This window comes from Nocardia vaccinii NBRC 15922, from assembly GCF_001613305.1.
GTDB classification, from domain to species: Bacteria; Actinomycetota; Actinomycetes; order Mycobacteriales; family Mycobacteriaceae; genus Nocardia; species Nocardia vaccinii.
In genome coordinates, this window is the sequence record NZ_BDCC01000020.1 from 130966 (window position 1) to 148589 (window position 17624).

The 17624-nt window shown below is 68.9% G+C and carries 13 protein-coding genes; all 13 read left to right on the top strand.

The genetic code is table 11. From position 1 onward, the window contains the following. Positions 1-97: 97 nt before the first annotated feature. Positions 98-1900: a peptidoglycan D,D-transpeptidase FtsI family protein gene (locus NV1_RS16655; RefSeq protein WP_084525447.1), complete on the top strand. Its 1803-nt coding sequence runs from the start codon at positions 98-100 to the stop codon at positions 1898-1900. Between the two features lie 175 nt (positions 1901-2075). After that, the gene (locus tag NV1_RS16660) at positions 2076-3941 is read left to right on the top strand and encodes a Mur ligase family protein (protein WP_245713753.1); all 1866 of its coding nucleotides are present in this window, start codon (positions 2076-2078) and stop codon (positions 3939-3941) included. Next, positions 3938-5497, top strand: coding sequence for a UDP-N-acetylmuramoyl-tripeptide--D-alanyl-D-alanine ligase (locus tag NV1_RS16665; protein ID WP_067892177.1), 1560 nt, complete (start codon positions 3938-3940; stop codon positions 5495-5497). The genes NV1_RS16660 and NV1_RS16665 overlap by 4 nt, the downstream gene beginning before the upstream one ends. Further along, positions 5494-6570, top strand: coding sequence for a phospho-N-acetylmuramoyl-pentapeptide-transferase (gene mraY / locus NV1_RS16670; RefSeq protein ID WP_067892179.1), 1077 nt, complete (start codon positions 5494-5496; stop codon positions 6568-6570). The genes NV1_RS16665 and mraY overlap by 4 nt, the downstream gene beginning before the upstream one ends. 49 nt (positions 6571-6619) lie before the next feature. After that, positions 6620-8068, top strand: coding sequence for a UDP-N-acetylmuramoyl-L-alanine--D-glutamate ligase (murD, locus tag NV1_RS16675; protein ID WP_067892181.1), 1449 nt, complete (start codon positions 6620-6622; stop codon positions 8066-8068). 64 nt (positions 8069-8132) lie between these two features. Beyond that, entirely contained in the window at positions 8133-9551 is a 1419-nt protein-coding gene (gene ftsW / locus NV1_RS16680; RefSeq protein ID WP_067892182.1) for a putative lipid II flippase FtsW, read from the top strand. After that, positions 9548-10708 carry an undecaprenyldiphospho-muramoylpentapeptide beta-N-acetylglucosaminyltransferase gene (murG, locus tag NV1_RS16685; protein WP_067892184.1) on the top strand — a complete coding sequence of 387 codons (1161 nt, stop codon included), beginning with the start codon at positions 9548-9550 and terminating at the stop codon, positions 10706-10708. Before ftsW ends, murG begins: the two co-directional genes overlap by 4 nt. After that, complete coding sequence (locus tag NV1_RS16690) at positions 10705-12285, top strand: UDP-N-acetylmuramate--L-alanine ligase (protein ID WP_067892186.1); 1581 nt, start codon at positions 10705-10707, stop codon at positions 12283-12285. Before murG ends, NV1_RS16690 begins: the two co-directional genes overlap by 4 nt. 5 nt (positions 12286-12290) lie before the next feature. Then, positions 12291-12965 (top strand): cell division protein FtsQ/DivIB, encoded by a 675-nt coding sequence (locus tag NV1_RS16695; protein WP_084525461.1) that lies wholly within the window; start codon positions 12291-12293, stop codon positions 12963-12965. 364 nt (positions 12966-13329) lie between these two features. After that, entirely contained in the window at positions 13330-14553 is a 1224-nt protein-coding gene (ftsZ, locus tag NV1_RS16700; protein ID WP_067892188.1) for a cell division protein FtsZ, read from the top strand. A 275-nt stretch (positions 14554-14828) separates the two neighbouring features. Beyond that, positions 14829-15566, top strand: coding sequence for a peptidoglycan editing factor PgeF (gene pgeF, locus NV1_RS16705; protein ID WP_067892190.1), 738 nt, complete (start codon positions 14829-14831; stop codon positions 15564-15566). A 145-nt stretch (positions 15567-15711) separates the two neighbouring features. After that, complete coding sequence (locus tag NV1_RS16710; protein WP_067892192.1) at positions 15712-16464, top strand: YggS family pyridoxal phosphate-dependent enzyme; 753 nt, start codon at positions 15712-15714, stop codon at positions 16462-16464. Between the two features lie 263 nt (positions 16465-16727). Then, positions 16728-17513 carry a cell division protein SepF gene (locus NV1_RS16715; RefSeq protein ID WP_067892194.1) on the top strand — a complete coding sequence of 262 codons (786 nt, stop codon included), beginning with the start codon at positions 16728-16730 and terminating at the stop codon, positions 17511-17513. The last annotated feature ends 111 nt before the right edge of the window (positions 17514-17624 follow it).

Below are 17624 nucleotides of genomic sequence, written 5' to 3' on the forward strand. Positions count from 1 at the left end.
CCCGGGCACGCGAGGACGTGGCCGCACCTCGTCGTCGAGCTCTCGCACGGCACGCCCGCGGCCGCGCCGGACCGCCGGGGCTCGCGGCGGGGCCGGTATGGATTCCTCCTCGCGATTACGGTTCGGCACCGGCCGCGTCTTGATGCTGGTGGCACTGCTGGTCGTGGCGCTCCAATTGCTGTGGATTCAAACGGTTTCCGCGCCGAAGCTCTCGGCCGAGGCGGCGAACCAGCGCACCGTGCACAAGGTGGACTATGCGCTGCGCGGTTCGATCACCGATCGCAACGGCAAGGCGCTGGCCTTCACCGTCGCCACCCAGTGGCTCAGTTTCCAGCCGGTCATCGTGCGCAGGCAACTCGCCGAGGCGCACGCCAAGAGTTCGACGGCGCCCGATCCGGACAAGCGGTTGAAGGACATCGCCAAGACCATTCACGACAAGCTCGGCAAGGACGCTCTCTCGGAGCAGGATCTGCTGAGCAAGCTGAACAGCAAGGACTCGTTCGTCTACCTGGTACGGGACGTCGATCCTCGGATCGCCACCGCGATCACCGACGAATTCCCCGAGGTCGGCAAGGAACGTCACGACAAACCTGTCTATCCCGGTGGTTCACTGGCCGCCAACGTCATCGGCGCTACCGGCTGGGACGGGCACGGGCAGATCGGACTGGAATCCGCGCTGGATTCGAGTCTGGCGGGCACCGACGGATCGCACACCTACGATCAGGGGTCGGACGGTGCGATGATCCCCGGCAGCGAACGCAATCGCCATCCCGCGGTGAACGGTACCGACGTGCAGCTCACCCTCGACTCCGATCTGCAGTACTACGTGCAGCAGCAGGTGCAGCAGGCCAAGGACATGTCCGGTGCGCAGGACGCTTCGGTCGTGGTGCTGGACGCGCATACCGCGCAGGTTCTGGCGATGGCCAACGACAACACCTTCAACCCCGCCAAGGGCCCGCAGTTCTGGGGCTCGGCCAATCTGGGCAATCCCTCGGTCACCGACGCCTTCGAACCCGGTTCGGTGAACAAGATCGTCGATGCCTCCGCCGCCATCGAATACGGTCTGACCACGCCGGACGAGGTGCATCAGGTGCCGGGCAGCATCGAGATGGGCGGGGTCACCGTGCACGACGCCTGGTCGCACGGCGTGATGCCGTATACGACCACCGGAATCTTCGGCAAGTCCTCGAACGTCGGCACCCTGATGCTGGCCCAGAAGATCGGCGAGGACCGCTACGCGGACATGTTGAAGCGGTTCGGACTCGGTCAGCGCACCGGCGTCGGCCTGCCGGGCGAGAGCGCGGGCCGGATCCCGCCGCGCGACCAATGGTCCGGCTCGACCTTCGCGAATCTGCCCATCGGACAGGGCCTGTCGATGACGCTGCTGCAGATGACCGGGATGTACCAGGCCATCGCCAATGACGGCGTGCGGATTCCGCCGCGCATCGTGAAATCCGAGTCCGGGCCGGGCGGCAGCCGCACCGAGGAGAAGCAGCCCGACGGTGTCCGGGTCGTGAGCGCCAAGACCGCGCAGACGCTGCGGCAGATGTTCCAGGCCATCGTGCAGAAGGACCCGATGGGGTATCAGCAGGGCACCGGTGCTCCCGCGGCGATCGCGGGTTACCAGATCGCCGGTAAGACCGGCACCGCACAGCAGATCGATCAGGCGTGCCACTGCTATTCCGAGAGCCGCTACTGGATCACGTTCGCCGGGATGGCGCCGGCGGACAATCCGCGCTACGTCATCGGTATCATGCTGGACGCTCCGGTGCGCAGCTCCGACGGCAGCGGTGGGCAGTCCGCCGCCCCGCTGTTCCACAACATCGCGTCGTGGGCGCTGCAGCGTGACCGGGTACCGCCGTCGCCCCCGGCGAAAGAGCTTGTGCTGCAGGCGATGTGAATGGCCGGGCGGTGTCGGGTCACAATGGGCGGGCCAATACCATGCACAGGGACCCACGCAATACCCAGCCGCGTTGCCCGGCTGTGATCCGGCGTCGGTACCCTGACTCGTCGATCCGAAACCCGTCCGCGGCGGATTTGCCGAGCAGAGCCGCATTGTGACTGAGAGGAGCCTCGTGCCCGTGCAGCCCAGCCCGCAGGTGCTGCGTCCGGCGGTGCCGCCGTCGACGGAGCTGCAGACGGTCGTCGAGCTTACGGGCGCGCGCCTTTCCGGCGCCGGCGCCGGCGAGCTCACCGGGGTGGTGATCACCGGAATCGAGCAACGCTCGAATGCGGTGCAGGCGGGCGATCTGTTCGCCGGACTGGCCGGTGCGCACGCCCACGGCGCCCGGTTCGCCGCGGACGCCGTCGAGCGCGGTGCGGTCGCGGTGCTCACCGATGCCGCCGGCGCCGAATCGATCGGCACGCTCCCGGTGCCCGTCCTGGTGCACGAGAATCCGCGCTCGGTGCTGGGTGAGCTGTCCGCGACGATCTACGGCAACCCGTCGGAGCGATTGCGGGTGCTGGGCATCACCGGCACCTCGGGCAAGACCACCACGTCCTATCTGGTCGAGGCGGGCCTGTCCGCGGCCGGACTGCGCACCGCGCTGATCGGCACCATCGAGACGCGGATCGGCGGGCCCCGCCCGAGCAGGCAGGGCTCCGACGCGCCCGGCGGGCCCGGAGGAGGCAGCCTGCGCCACCACGCAGGGCCTTCGGAAGCGACGCCATCGGAATCTGCGGAGGCAGCTTGCGTAACCACGCAGGACCCCCGCCCGGGCGGCGATTGGACACAGTTGCCCAGCGCGCTCACCACGCCCGAAGCCCCGCAGTTGCACGCGATGTTCGCGCTGATGGTCGAGCAGGGTGTGCAGGCGGTGGTGATGGAGGTGTCCAGCCACGCGCTCGCCCTGGGCCGGGTGGACGGCGTGCGGTTCGCGGTGGGCGCGTTCACGAATCTGTCCCAGGATCATCTGGACTTCCATGCCGATTTCGAGGATTACTACGCCGCCAAGCGCAAACTGTTCGTCCCGGACACGGCGTCGGCGCAGACGCCCACCTCGCAATCCCGGTCGGTGGCCGCACAGACCTGCGTGATCTGCGTGGACGACGCCTGGGGACGCCGTCTGGCCCGCGAGGTGGGCGGGCGCGCCCCGGTGGTGACCGTGTCGACCGGCCAGGGTCCCGCGGGCGAAGGCGCCGAACCGGATTGGACCGCGGTGGCCGCGACCACGCTGGACGGCGGGGAACAGCAGTTCACCGCCGTCGGCCCGGGCGGTCGGGCCACCGATCCGGCGCATCCCGGATCCGCCGGTGCGCATCCGGTCACAGACTCGGCCGAGGTCGTGGAAGTCGGTGTGCGGCTGCGTCTTCCGGGCCGTTACAACATCGCCAACGGCCTGCTCGCGATCGCGGTGTGCGCGGCGGCCGGCGTGGACGCCCGAATCGCGGCGCGGGCGCTGGCCGAGGTCGACGTGCCGGGCCGGATGCAGCGCGTGGATCGTGGGCAGGATTTCCTGGCCGTGGTCGACTACGCGCACAAACCGGCCGCGGTCGAATCGGTCATCGCGACACTGCGTGAATATCTGAAGGGTTCGAACGGCCGGCTGGCGGTGGTCGTCGGTGCGGGCGGCGACCGTGACGCCGGTAAACGCCCGCTGATGGGCGCCACCGCCGCACGCGGCGCGGAATTGGTGATCATCACCGACGACAATCCGCGCAGTGAGGATCCCGCGGCGATCCGCGCGGCGATCGGCGCGGGAGCGCTCGGTATGGCCGAGTCCGAACGCGGTGAGGTCACCGAGATCGGTGACCGGGCTGCGGCCATTGCCGCGGCGGTGGACTGGGCCCGGTCCGGCGACGTGGTGCTGGTGGCCGGTAAGGGGCATGAGACAGGGCAGGAGATTGCGGGTGTGAAGTATCCGTTCGATGACCGTGAGGTGCTGGCGGAGGCCCTCTGCCGGCGATCGGCGCCCGATGACAAGGACCTGACGGTTTCATGATCGAGATGACCCTGCGGGAGATCGCGGAGATCGTCGGCGGCACGCTGCACGATGTTCCCGACCCCGAGGTGACGGTGACCGGCGCGGTCGAATTCGATTCGCGCCGAATCAATTCCGGCGACCTGTTCCTGGCGTTGCCGGGTGCGCGGGCCGACGGCCACGACTATGCCGCCGCCGCGGTGGCCGCCGGTGCGGTCGCGGTGCTGGCGGCGCGGCCGGTCGGCGTGCCCGCGGTCGTGGTCCGCCCGCTCGCGCGGCACGAGACCCGGGGCGGTTCGGCGTACGTGCTGACCCACGACACCGACGGCTCGGCGGCCGCGGTGCTGGCGGCGTTGGCGAAACTGGCCCGGGCCAGTGTGGATCGTTTGGCGACGGGCGGTGAGCTGACCGTCGTCGGCGTCACCGGTTCCTCCGGTAAGACCTCGACCAAGGATCTGCTGGCCCAGGTTCTGGCCCCGCTGGGGATGGTGGTCGCGCCGCCGGAGTCGTTCAACAACGAGCTCGGTTTTCCGTGGACGGCATTGCGCGCCGATTCGAACACCCGCTTCCTGGTGCTGGAGCTGTCCGCACGCGGGCCCGGACATATCAAGGCGCTCACCGAGATCGCGCCGCCGTCCATCGGCGTGGTGCTCAACGTCGGCACCGCGCATCTGGGCGAATTCGGCAGCCGCGAGGCGATCGCCCAGGCCAAGGGCGAATTGGTGGAGGCTTTGGGCCCGTCCGGGGTGGCGGTGCTCAATGCCGACGATCCGAATGTGGCCGCCATGGCCTCGCGTACCGTGGCGCGGGTGGTGACCGCCGGGCAGTCCGAGACCGCCGGTGTGCGGGCGCTCGACGTACAACTCGACGAGTCCGCGCGCGCCCGGTTCACGTTGCGCGCCAACGGCTCCGAGGCGGCGGTGCATCTGGGGGTGCACGGCGAGCATCAGGTCGCCAACGCGTTGTCCGCTGCCGCGGTGGCGCTGGAGTGCGGTGCGGGCATCGATACGGTCGCGCGGGCGCTGTCGAATGCGCGGGCCGCGTCCAAACACCGGATGGATGTGCGCACCCGCGCGGACGGCGTCACGGTCGTGAACGATTCGTACAACGCCAATCCGGATTCGGTGCGCGCCGCGCTCAAGGCATTGGTGACCATGGCCCGCGCCGGTGCGCACGACGCTCCCGGCGGGAAGCGACGCAGCTGGGCAGTGCTCGGCGAAATGGCCGAGCTGGGAGCGGATTCGGTGGTCGAACACGACCGCATCGGCCGCCTGGCGGTCCGGCTGGACGTGGACCGGCTCATCGTGGTCGGGACCGGACGGCCCTCGCACGCACTGCATCAGGGCGCGGTCATGGAGGGCTCCTGGGGTGAGGAGTCGATCCTGGTCCCCGACATCGCTGCCGCACTCGAGGTGCTCGACGATGAGCTCGCGGCCGACGACGTGGTGCTGGTCAAGGCATCCAACTCCGTCGGATTGTGGGCGGTGGCAGAGCATCTCGCGCCGGGCATCGTAGCGCCCGGCGACGGTACGGAGGGCTCGGAAGTGCCTCCTGTGGACACGGAAGCGGGCCGATGAGGCAGATTCTTTTCGCGGCGGCGATCGCGCTGGCGGTGTCGATCCTGTTGACGCCGTTGCTGATCCGGATGTTCGCCAAACGCGGCTTCGGCCAGGAGATCCGGATCGACGGACCGGCCAGTCATCAGGCCAAGCGCGGCACCCCGACGATGGGCGGCGTGGCGATCCTGGCCGGACTGTGGGCCGGATACTGGGGCTCACATCTGATCGGCATCGGTTATCGCGCCGAGGGACCGACGGTCTCGGGCCTGCTGGTGCTTGCGCTGACCACCGCACTGGGCGCGGTCGGTTTCATCGATGACTTCATCAAACTGCGCAAGGGCCGCAACCTCGGCCTCACCGCGGCGGGCAAATACATCGGACAGCTTTCCGCCGCAGTGGTGTTCGGCGTGCTCGCGCTGCAGTTCCCCGGCGCGAACAAGCAGACGCCGGCGAGCCGTCACCTGTCCTACGTCCGCGACATCACCACCGTTTCGATGGGGGTGATCATCTTCCTGGCGTTCGTCTGTCTGGTGGTGGTCGCCTGGTCCAACGCGGTGAACCTCACCGACGGTCTGGACGGCCTGGCCGCGGGCTCGATGAGCCTGGTGCTGGGCGCGTACGTGATCATCACCTTCTGGCAGTACCGCAACGCCTGCTCGGTGCACGCCGAGGCGGGCTGCTACAACGTGCGCGACCCGCTCGACCTGGCACTGGTGTGTGCCGCGGGTGCGGCCGCCTGCATCGGATTCCTGTGGTGGAACGCGGCTCCCGCGAAGATCTTCATGGGTGACACCGGCTCGTTGGCGCTGGGCGGGCTGATCGCGGGGCTGTCTCTGCTCTCGCGCACCGAACTGCTGATGATCGTGATCGGTGCGCTGTTCGTCGCCGAGACCACTTCGGTCGTCCTACAGGTCGCGGTCTACCGCACGACGCGCAACCGACTGTTCAAGATGGCGCCGTTCCACCACCACTTCGAACTCAGCAAGTGGGCCGAGACTACGGTGATCATTCGGTTCTGGTTGCTCGCGGGCATCGCGTCGGCGATCGGACTGGGCTTGTTCTACAGCGAATACCTCTCTCAGGTCGGGTAAAGCAGCAATGGTCGAACACACTCCGCGGGCCCTGCGATCACCGGGCCCCATGCTCGAATTCCTGCGTGGCCGTGACGTTCTGGTGGCCGGTTGGGGCATATCGGGTCGCTCCCTGATCGATCCGCTGCGCGATATCGGTGCCACCCCGGTGGTCACCGACGCCGGTGCGAAGGCGATGGCCGAGGCCGCCGAACTGGGCCTGGACACCGCCACCGGTGAGAGTCTGCTCGATCCCGGCGGGCTGGATCGCTTCGCGCTGGTGATCACGAGCCCGGGCTGGCGGCCGGACTCTCCGGTGCTGGCCACCGCGGTCGCCGAGGGCGTACCGGTCTGGGGCGACGTCGAATTCGCCTGGTGGGTCGATCAGGCGCGGCTGTACGGGCCGGTGCGTAAATGGCTTGTGATCACCGGAACCAACGGCAAGACCACCACCACCCAGATGACGCACGCGATCCTGCGCGCGGCCGGGATCGCCAGCGTCGCCTGCGGCAATATCGGCCTGCCCATCCTGGACGCGCTGCGGCGTACGCCGGGGCCGCAGGTGCTCGCGGTGGAACTGTCCTCGTTCCAGCTGCACTGGGCGCCCTCGGTACGCCCGGAGGCGGGCGTGGTGCTGAATGTGGCCGAGGATCACCTGGATTGGCACGGCGGCCTGGACGCGTACGCGGCGGCGAAGGCGCGGGCGCTGATGGGCCGGGTCGGCGTCGTCGGCTTGGACGATCCGGTGGCCGCGGCGTTGGCGCGTCGATCGCGGGCCCGGCGCACGCTCGGCTTCCGCGTCGGTGTCCCGGCCGACGGTGAACTCGGTGTCGTGGACGGCAAATTGCTCGATCGCGCGTTCACCAAGGCCGCCATCCTGGCCGAGGTGCGCGATATCAGCCCGCCGGGTCCGGCGGGTGTGGCCGATGCGCTGGCGGCGGCCGCGCTGACCCGATCCATCGATGTGGCACCGCAATTCGTGAAAGAGGGCCTGCAGGAGCACAAGGTGGGCCCGCATCGGGCGGCCTCGGTGCGCGAGCTGTCGGGCGTGGAGTTCGTCGACGATTCCAAGGCCACCAATCCGCATGCGGCCCGGTCCTCGATCCAGGCGCATGCCCAGGTCGTCTGGATCGCCGGGGGACTGCTCAAGGGCGCGCACGTGGACGATCTGGTCGAAGAGGTGGCCGAACGTCTCGTCGCGGCGGTGCTGCTGGGCAAGGATGCCCCGGTCATCGCCGCGGCATTGGCGCGACACGCCCCCGATGTCCCGGTCGTCGAGCTCGGTTCGGGTGACGATGCAGGGATGGGTGCGGAACTCACGTCCGAGATCGATGGGGCGGACGCGGTCATGGCGCGGGCCGTGCGCATCGCTGCCGGATACGCCACCAGCGGTGACACGGTGTTGCTCGCCCCCGCGGCGGCGTCACTGGACATGTTCGCCGACTACACCCACCGGGGACGCAGTTTCGTCGCGGCGGTGCAGGCGCTGGACGAAGGAGATATCGGGAGCCCTCGGTGACCGGGCGTGGCGAGGCGGCGATCCGCGCGGCGGGCCCAGGGCTCGCCGCGCCGCGGGAGGGCCGATGACCAAGGCGCGCAAGGGTTCGGGTACGTGGTTCGGTGCCTGGCTGGCGCGTCCGCTCGCCTCGTTCCACCTGGTCGTCACGATCGCCACCCTGCTCACCGTGCTGGGTCTGGTGATGGTGCTCTCGGCGTCGAGCGTGGAATCGTACGCCGACGACGGATCGGCCTATTCGCTGTTCATCCAGCAGCTCATGTTCGCCGTGCTGGGTGCGGTGCTGTTCTATCTCGCGTTGCGAATTCCCTTCCGCACCTTGCGCGGACTGTCCTTTCCGCTGTTCGCGGTGTCGGTGCTGGCGCTGGTCCTGGTGCTGATTCCGGGCATCGGCACGCAGGCGCAGGGTTCGCGGCGCTGGTTCGATATCGGCTTCATCCACGTGCAGCCCTCCGAAATCGTCAAGGTGACCCTGATCGTCTGGGGCGCGCATCTGCTGGCCACGCGTCGCGCGGAGAACGCCGGGTACAAAGAGATTCTGATGCCGCTGGTTCCGGCGGGGCTGCTGTGCTGTCTGTTGATCGTGCTGGAGCCGAACCTGTCGACCACGATCGCGGTGGGCATCATCCTGGTGGCGTTGCTGTGGTTCGGCGGGCTGCCGGTGCGGTTGTTCGTCGCGATCGGCGCCTCCGGTGTGATGGCGGCGCTGGTGCTGGCGATGACGGCGGGATACCGCTCGGATCGCATGCGCGCGTTCTTCAACCCCGGTGACGATCCACAGGGGATCGGCTATCAGGCGCGTCAGGCGATGTTCTCCCTGGCCGACGGCGGGATCTGGGGCCGCGGCCTCGGGCAGAGCCGGGCCAAGTGGAGTTATCTGCCCAACGCGCACAACGACTTCATCTTCGCCATCATCGGCGAGGAACTCGGCTTCCTCGGCTGCGCCCTGGTACTCGGCCTGTTCGCGCTGTTCGTCTACACCGGCCTGCGGATCGCGAGCCGTTCGGCGGATCCGTTCCTGCGGCTGCTGGTCGCCACCGCGACGACCTGGATCACGGGCCAGGCACTGATCAACATCGGTTATGTGGTGGGTCTGCTGCCGGTGACCGGCCTGCAGCTGCCGCTGGTCTCGGCGGGCGGTTCCTCGCTGGCGATCACGCTGCTGATGTTCGGCATCATCGCCAGCGCAGCACGCCACGAGCCCGAGGCCGTCGCGGCCCTGCACGCCGGACAGGACGGCCGGTTCAGCCGTCTGCTGCGGCTGCCGAAGCCCGAGATGTATCCGCCCTCGCGCAACGCGGCGGCGCGCACTCGCGGCGGATCCCGGCCCTCGGCGTCGCGGCGCGAATTGCCACCGGCCCGTCGACGGGTAGATTCGGATTCCGCACGGCGCGAACGCCGCGGCACCGCGTCGTTGCGGACCACGCGGGCCTGGGAGCCCAGCTATCGGACGACACATGCGAGAGAACGGGGTAAGTCCAGGTGACCAGTAGCGACGGCGTCGGGCCCGACACCGGGGGACGGGCGCTTTCGGTGATCGTCGCGGGCGGTGGCACCGCCGGTCACATCGAACCGGCCATGGCGGTCGCGGATGCGTTGCGCCGCCTCGATCCGGACATCCGGGTCACGGCGCTGGGCACCGAGCGCGGACTCGAGACGACCCTGGTGCCCGAGCGCGGCTACCCGCTCGAGCTGATTCCGCCGGTTCCGTTGCCGCGTAAGCCGACCGCGGACCTGCTGCGGTTGCCGGGCCGGGTGCGGGCCGCGGTCGCGCGCACCCGGGCGGTGATCGACGCCGTCGAGGCCGATGTGATCGTCGGTTTCGGCGGGTACGTGGCCCTGCCCGCCTATCTCGCGGCCGGGCGGGGACTGCGCGGACGCCGGCCGGTGCCGGTGGTGGTGCACGAGGCGAATGTGAAGGCGGGGATCGCGAACAAGGTCGGTGCGCGCCGGGCCGCGCGCGTGCTGGCCGCGGTGGCGAATTCGGGTGTGCGAGCGTCGGGGCGCGCCGATGCGGAGATCGTCGGGATTCCGGTGCGCGAGTCGATCGCGACGATGGATCGGGCGGGTCTGCGCGCGCAGGCGCGGGAGCATTTCGGGTTGCCCGCCGATGGGCCGGTCCTGCTGGTGTTCGGTGGTTCGCAGGGTGCGCGCACGCTCAACGAGGCCGTTTCGGCCGCCGCGCCGCAACTGCTGGCGGCGGGCATCTCGGTCCTGCATGCGCACGGTCCGAAGAACACGGTGCAGGTCGCCCAGGCCGCTGTGGGCGACACCGCGAAATATGTTGCGCTGCCGTATGTATCGCGAATGGATCTGGCCTACGCGGCCGCCGATGCGGCGGTGTGCCGCTCGGGTGCGATGACGGTGGCCGAGGTGTCGGCGGTCGGGCTGCCGGCGTTCTACGTGCCGCTGCCGCACGGTAACGGTGAGCAGGAGCTCAATGCGCGCCCGATCGTGGCGAAGGGCGGCGGCCGGATCGTCGCCGATGCGGAGTTGACCGCGAAATATGTGATGGATGAGGTGATTCCGCTGCTCACCGACCCGGCACGGCTGTCCCAGATGTCCGTGGCCGCCGCCGGGGCCGGGCATCGGGACGCCGCCGACACGGTGGCGCGGATCGTGGTGGAGGTAGCCGGGCGATGACCGAAGATCAGGACACGACCGTCGAGGTCGGTGAGCTACCCCCGCTGCTGCAACGGGTGCACATGGTCGGTATCGGCGGGGCCGGGATGTCCGGGATCGCCCGGATTCTGCTCGCCCGCGGCGGCTCGGTCTCCGGCTCCGACGCCAAGGAGAGTCGCGGCGTGCTCGCCCTGCGGGCCCGGGGCGCGCAGGTCCGTATCGGCCACGATGCCGGGGCGCTGGATCTGCTGCCCGGCGGGCCCAGCGCGGTGGTCACCACCTACGCGGCCATCCCGAAGACCAATCCCGAACTGGTCGAGGCGGCCCGGCGCGGCGTGCCGGTGCTGTTGCGCCCGGCCGTACTCGCCGAACTGATGCGCGGCCATCGCACGCTGCTGGTATCCGGGACGCACGGCAAGACCTCGACGACCTCGATGCTCGTGGTGTCGTTGCAGCACTGCGGTTTCGACCCGTCCTTCGCCGTGGGCGGTGAGCTGAACGAGGCGGGCACCAACGCCCACCACGGCACCGGCGGCTATTTCGTGGCGGAGGCGGACGAGTCGGACGGCTCACTGCTGCAATACGATCCGGACGTCGCGGTGGTTACCAACATCGAATCGGACCACCTGGATTTCTTCGGCACCGACGAGGCGTACGTTCAGGTCTTCGACGATTTCGTGGATCGGCTCACGCCCGGCGGCCTGCTGGTGGTGTGCCTGGACGATCCGGGGTCGCGAGCGTTGGCCGAGCGGGTCGCTGTGCGTATGGGCGGCACTCGCGGGGCCTCCGTGGTTACGCAAGCTGCCGCCTCCGGCCCTGACGAGAGTGCCGCCGACCGTCTGGACGGCTTGGATATCCGCGTATCGGGTTACGGTTCCGGCGATCTGGCCGACGCTCCGGTTCCGGTGGGGGTACGGCTGCTGTCCTGGGAACCGCGCGACGTGGGCGGGGTGGTGACCTTCCAACTCGCCGACGAATCCGCCCCGCGCACGCTGCGGCTGTCGGTGCCCGGACGGCACATGGCTCTCAATGCACTGGCCGCCCTGCTCGCCGCGCGGGACGCCGGCGCCGATCTCGGCGAGGTTCTGCAGGGCCTCGAGGGTTTCGGCGGGGTGCATCGGCGATTCCAGTTCGTCGGCCGGGAGAACGGCGTGCGGGTGTTCGACGATTACGCCCACCATCCGACCGAGGTGCGCGCGGTGCTCGGCGCGGCGGCCGAACTGGTGCGGCAGGAGGCCGCGGACGGCGCGCGCTCGCGGCAGGGCCGGGTGATCGTGGTGTTCCAACCCCATTTGTACAGCCGCACTGCGACATTCGCGACCGAGTTCGGCGCGGCCCTGGATGTCGCGGACGAGGTCGTCGTACTCGACGTGTACGGCGCGCGGGAGGAGCCGCTGCCGGGCGTCAACGGCGCGCTGGTGGCCAAGTCGGTCACCAAACCCGTGCACTACCAACCGGATATGTCGCGGGTGGGCCGTCAGGCCGCCGGACTGGCGCGTCCGGGTGATGTGGTGATCACGATGGGCGCGGGCGATGTGACGATGCTCGGCGGGCAGATCCTCGACGGATTGCGGGTGCGCCCGCCCACCGGACGGTGATCGCGATGCGCCTGCGGCCGCCGTCGCGTCGAATGGTCCTGTGGGGCTTGACGGTTGCCGGAGTCGTGGTCGTGCTGGTGCTCGCGGCGTGGTTCACTCCGGTGCTCGCCGTGCGCACGGTCACGGTCGAGGGCCTGGTGACGGTGTCCGAGAAGCAGGTGCGCGATGTGGCGCAGGTACCCGAGGGCGTGTCGATATTGCGCCTGAACACCGATGACATCGCGCACCGGGTGGCGGCGATCCCCAAGGTGCATTCGGTGCGGGTGCGGCGGGTGTTCCCGTCGGCGGTCCGGGTGAGCGTCGTGGAACGCACCGCGGTCCTGTACTTCGATTCCCCGCAGGGGCCGCACCTGCTGGACGCGAACGGCGTCGAATTCGCCATCGAGCCACCGCCTCCCGGCGTGCCGAAGTTGACCACCAGCCGTCCGGGCGGTAGCGATCCGGTCACTCGCGCGGCGGTGACGGTGCTCACCGCGGCCTCACAGGGTTTGCGGGGGCAGGTGGGTGAGGTTGTGGCGCGGTCGGTTTCGGATATCGAGCTGAAACTGCGTGATGGGCGCACCGTGCTGTGGGGTGGCGCGGCCGATTCGGCACGCAAGGCGGAGGTGGTCGTGCCGGTGCTGACTCGGCCCGGACAGGTATACGACGTTTCGACTCCCGATCTGGTCACGGTAAGGTGAGTGATACCCGTTGTGCCGTTGGTGTTTTCGGTGCGTATCGCGATGCGCCCGGAATCGCCGGGGGCACCGGGAACGATTCCCCCTGCCTGGAGCGGCTGTTCGCGATACGATGCGGGGCGGGCTCGGACGAGACGGATCGCATAAGATTCTGGTTCTCGCGTCGGCGCGCCTGCGCGCGGATTGCGGCGGGTACGAATAGCGTTCCGCAGCAGTCGGATACTTGACATAACGCCAACCCTATGGTTGAGGTTGAGGGTTTGCTCGGGCGGGAGCCCGGGTTAGCCGGATCGAAACCATCCGCGGCTCGGCGCTCTGCCGGGAATCCGCAAACGACAGGCTTTAGATCGAAGGAAGGCGAGAGCCCATGACGCCCCCGCACAACTACCTTGCAGTGATCAAGGTCGTCGGTATCGGCGGCGGCGGCGTGAACGCCGTCAACCGAATGATCGAACAGGGACTCAAGGGAGTCGAGTTCATCGCCGTCAACACCGACGCCCAAGCGCTGCTGATGAGTGATGCGGACGTCAAGCTCGACGTCGGGCGTGAGCTCACCCGCGGCCTCGGCGCCGGTGCGGATCCGGAGGTGGGCCGCAAGGCCGCCGAGGATCACAAGGACGAGATCGAAGAGGTGCTCAAGGGCGCCGACATGGTCTTCGTCACCGCCGGTGAGGGCGGTGGCACGGGAACCGGCGGCGCGCCGGTGGTGGCCAGCATCGCTCGCAAGCTCGGCGCCCTGACCATCGGTGTGGTGACGCGCCCGTTCTCCTTCGAGGGCAAGCGGCGCAGCAACCAGGCCGAGGCCGGTATCCAGGCGTTGCGCGAATCCTGCGACACGCTGATCGTCATCCCGAACGACCGGCTGCTGCAGCTCGGCGATGCGGCGGTCAGCCTGATGGACGCCTTCCGCTCCGCGGATGAGGTGCTGCTCAACGGTGTTCAGGGCATCACCGATCTGATCACGACGCCGGGTCTGATCAACGTGGACTTCGCCGACGTCAAGAGCGTCATGTCCGGGGCCGGCTCGGCTCTGATGGGCATCGGCTCCTCGCGCGGTGAGGGTCGCTCGGTCAAGGCGGCCGAGGCGGCGATCAACTCGCCGCTGCTGGAGGCGTCGATGGACGGCGCACACGGCGTGCTGCTCTCGATCGCGGGCGGGTCGGACCTGGGTCTGTTCGAGATCAACGAGGCCGCCTCGCTGGTGCAGGAGGCCGCGCACATCGAGGCGAACATCATCTTCGGTACGGTCATCGACGATTCGCTCGGCGACGAGGTGCGCGTCACGGTGATCGCGGCCGGATTCGACAGCGGTGCCCCGACTCGTCGCCTGGACGCGCCGGTCACTCGCTCCACGATCGGCTCGGCGCGTGCCGGGGAGGTCGGCCATTCCCACACCCGCGGCACCGATTTCCCGAGCCGCACCGCGGACCCGGCACCTCCTCCGGCCCCGGTTTCCCGCGGCCCCGCCCCGTCGTACGAACCCCGCCCGGCCGTCGAACCCACGGTCGCCCACAACTCCCGCAACCACATCCAACCGCCGGACGAGGACACCGACGACGATGTCGACGTGCCGTCGTTCATGCGGCGATAATCAGCTCCCCCATGAGCACCCGTTCGGAAGGAACGGGTGCTCGTTTGTTCCGCTTCCACTTCTGATTCGGCTTCCGCGTCTCGTCGAGTGCGGGAAGAGTTCGTCGTAGGGCCGACGGTCGGGCGGCGAGTTACGCCTCGGGTGTACCCGGTGCGTTGACCCGTGGCGGTGCTGGATCGGTCGTCGTGCGCGGAGCGGTCGGTTGCCCGGACTGCTATGGATTTTCTCAGGTTGCTGGCGCGAGTGGCCGTCGTCGGGGCGATTAATGTCGGGGTATGCCAACGCAACAGCTCATGCGCACCAGGCGGGTGACGACGACCCGTGCCGGCGGGTTCTCCCGTGCGCCGTACGACTCGTTCAATCTGGGTGATCACGTCGGTGATGATCCGGAGGCGGTGCGGCGCAATCGGGTTCGGCTGGCGGAGGGGATCGGGCTGGCGCCGGAGCGGTTGGTCTGGATGGAACAGGTACACAGTCGCACCGTGACGATCGTGGACGGTCCGCAGCCTGAGCCGGTGCCGGTGACCGATGCGCTGGTGACCACCGTCCCGGAACTCGCGCTGGTGGTGCTGACCGCGGACTGCGTACCGATCCTGCTGTCCGATGACGAGGCCGGGGTGATCGCCGCCGTGCACGCCGGTCGTGTCGGTGCGCGGATAGGGATCGTGCCGCGGGTACTGGAGGCGATGATCTCGGTCGGCGCCCAGCCCGAACGCATCGGCACGTTCCTCGGTCCGGCCGCCGGCGGAGCGCGGTACGAGGTGCCCGCCGCGATGCGGGCCGATGTCGAGGCCCATCTGCCCGGCAGCGCCACCACCACCGCGCAGGGCACTCCGGGTCTGGATTTGCGCGCGGGAATCCGCCGTCAGCTCGAAGCGGCCGGTGTCGGCGCGATCGCGGTCGATCCGCGCTGCACGATCGAGGACACCACCCTGTTCAGTCACCGCCGCGGCGCACCGACCGGTCGCATCGCCGGGGTCATCTGGCGCGAACCCGCGGATTCTCCGGTCTGATCCGGTCGCGGCGCCGGGCGTCGCACCGCGCACCCGGGACGTCCGGTCGCGCAGTGCGCGAGCGGAGGAGAACGCCGCGTCCAGGAAATTGACGGGACACGCCCGGGTGGATCGTGATACGAATCGCATTCGAGGGAGAGGAATCATGATCGGCGAATTCGGTAGGGCCACTGCGGAATCCGGCACGCGTGCCGAGGAGCTCTCGACCGCGCTGGCCGGGTTGCTCGGACGTATCGATGCGGCCTGTCGCGCGGCCGGGCGTGATCCGGCTCGGGTGCGGTTGCTGCCGGTGACGAAGTTCTTCCCGGCCTCGGACGTGGCGATTCTGTACCGGCTGGGGCGGCGCGAATTCGGCGAATCGCGCGAGCAGGAGGCGAGCGCGAAGGCGGCGGAATTATCCGATCTGCCCGGTGTCGAATGGCACATGATCGGCCGTCTGCAACGCAACAAGGCCAAAGCCGTTGCCCGGTGGGCGCATACTGTCCATTCGGTGGACAGCGCCCGGCTGGCAACGGCTCTTGACGCTGGTGTGCGCGCGGCTCGGGAGGCGGGATCCCGGGATACGCCGGTGCGGGTTCTGCTCCAGGTCGGCCTCGATCGCGACCCAGGTCGCGGCGGTATCGCCCCGGGCGATTTGCCCGAACTCGCCGACTATGTCGCGGGTTTGGAGAACCTGCAGCTCGCGGGCCTGATGGCGATTCCTCCGCTGGGGTCGGATCCGGATGCCGAGTTCGCTCGGCTGGCCGAGATGCATGTCCGATTTCTAGCGCGACACCCCGCGGGGACCGAACTGTCCGCAGGCATGTCGGGAGACCTCGAGGCCGCGATTCGACACGGGTCCACCTGTGTGCGTGTCGGTACTGCCTTGATGGGCGCTCGACCGATAACCTCGGGATAGCAAACAAACCTCAGCAGTCACATTCGAAACATATGCTTGAGACTGCCAGAATTGGGCAAGTCTTCAACACCCCAGGTCAACCGGGGCCGTAGGAAGGTCGACCAGGATGAGCGAGCGCAGCGAGCGAGTCGTCAAGGCAGTCACGAGCGTGCTCGTGCGGGAGGGTGTCAGCGAGGTGGGAGCATGAGCGAGCGCTGCGAGCGAATCACAAGGGCTGCCACGAGCGTGCTCGTGCTGGAGCCGAGCGCTAGCGAGGTGGGAGCATGAGCACGCTGCACAGGTTCAAGGCTTACTTCGGCATGGTTCCGCTCGAGGAATACGAGGACGACTATGTCGACGACCGCGGGCCGCGGGGGATGGATGATCGGCCCGCGCGTAGGCCACGGGAATTCTCCGAATCGCGTTACGAGGGCGCTGGGCGTTCGCGCTTCGACGACGACCGGTACGAGCCCGAGCAGAGCTATCCGGAGCCCGCGTACAAGGCGCCGTATCAGCCGGGGTACACCGTGTCCCGCCGCAGCGAATTCGCCGACGACGCATATTCCGACGATCGTTACGAGCCGACTCGTCGGCCCACCCGGATCGAGTCCGCGCCATCGGGGCGCTCGCGCGGCCTCGGTGGCGGGTCGTCGATGATCCGCGGCACCACGCACGGCGCGCTGGCGGTCGACCCGGAGGTCGAGCGGAGGATGGAAGAGCGGCGACTGGAGGAGCGGGCCCGTTTCGAGCCGGCTCCGCGCCGCTCGCCGGTCTTCGAGGACGGAGGCCCGTTGTCCAAGATCACAACGCTGCGGCCGCGCACCTTCACCGAGGCGGCCATCATCGGCGAGCGGTTCCGTGACGGTACTCCGGTGATCATGGATCTGGTGGAGATGAGCAACGCCGACGCGCGGCGTCTGGTCGACTTCGCCGCGGGTCTGGCGTTCGCGCTGCGCGGCTCGTTCGACAAGGTCGCGACGAAGGTGTTCCTGCTCTCACCGGCCGATGTGGACGTATCGGCCGAGGAGCGCCGCCGCATCGCCGAAACCGGCTTCTACAACCAGAAATAACGCTCGAATCGGACGTCGTGCCGCGGCCGCCTTCGGGCCGACGCGCGACGCGCGGGGGAAGCCGCGCCGTCTGCAGACGGCGCGGGGAGTTTGCAGGACACCGAATCTGAG

Coding starts and splice junctions, on each gene's coding strand:
- NV1_RS16690 (WP_067892186.1), top strand. CDS start 10,705: ATGACCGAAGATCAGGACACGACCGTCGAGGTCGGTGAGCTACCCCCG.
- ftsZ (WP_067892188.1), top strand. CDS start 13,330: ATGACGCCCCCGCACAACTACCTTGCAGTGATCAAGGTCGTCGGTATC.
- NV1_RS16695 (WP_084525461.1), top strand. CDS start 12,291: ATGCGCCTGCGGCCGCCGTCGCGTCGAATGGTCCTGTGGGGCTTGACG.
- NV1_RS16655 (WP_084525447.1), top strand. CDS start 98: ATGGATTCCTCCTCGCGATTACGGTTCGGCACCGGCCGCGTCTTGATG.
- ftsW (WP_067892182.1), top strand. CDS start 8,133: ATGACCAAGGCGCGCAAGGGTTCGGGTACGTGGTTCGGTGCCTGGCTG.
- NV1_RS16715 (WP_067892194.1), top strand. CDS start 16,728: ATGAGCACGCTGCACAGGTTCAAGGCTTACTTCGGCATGGTTCCGCTC.
- murD (WP_067892181.1), top strand. CDS start 6,620: ATGCTCGAATTCCTGCGTGGCCGTGACGTTCTGGTGGCCGGTTGGGGC.
- mraY (WP_067892179.1), top strand. CDS start 5,494: ATGAGGCAGATTCTTTTCGCGGCGGCGATCGCGCTGGCGGTGTCGATC.
- NV1_RS16665 (WP_067892177.1), top strand. CDS start 3,938: ATGATCGAGATGACCCTGCGGGAGATCGCGGAGATCGTCGGCGGCACG.
- NV1_RS16710 (WP_067892192.1), top strand. CDS start 15,712: ATGATCGGCGAATTCGGTAGGGCCACTGCGGAATCCGGCACGCGTGCC.
- pgeF (WP_067892190.1), top strand. CDS start 14,829: ATGCCAACGCAACAGCTCATGCGCACCAGGCGGGTGACGACGACCCGT.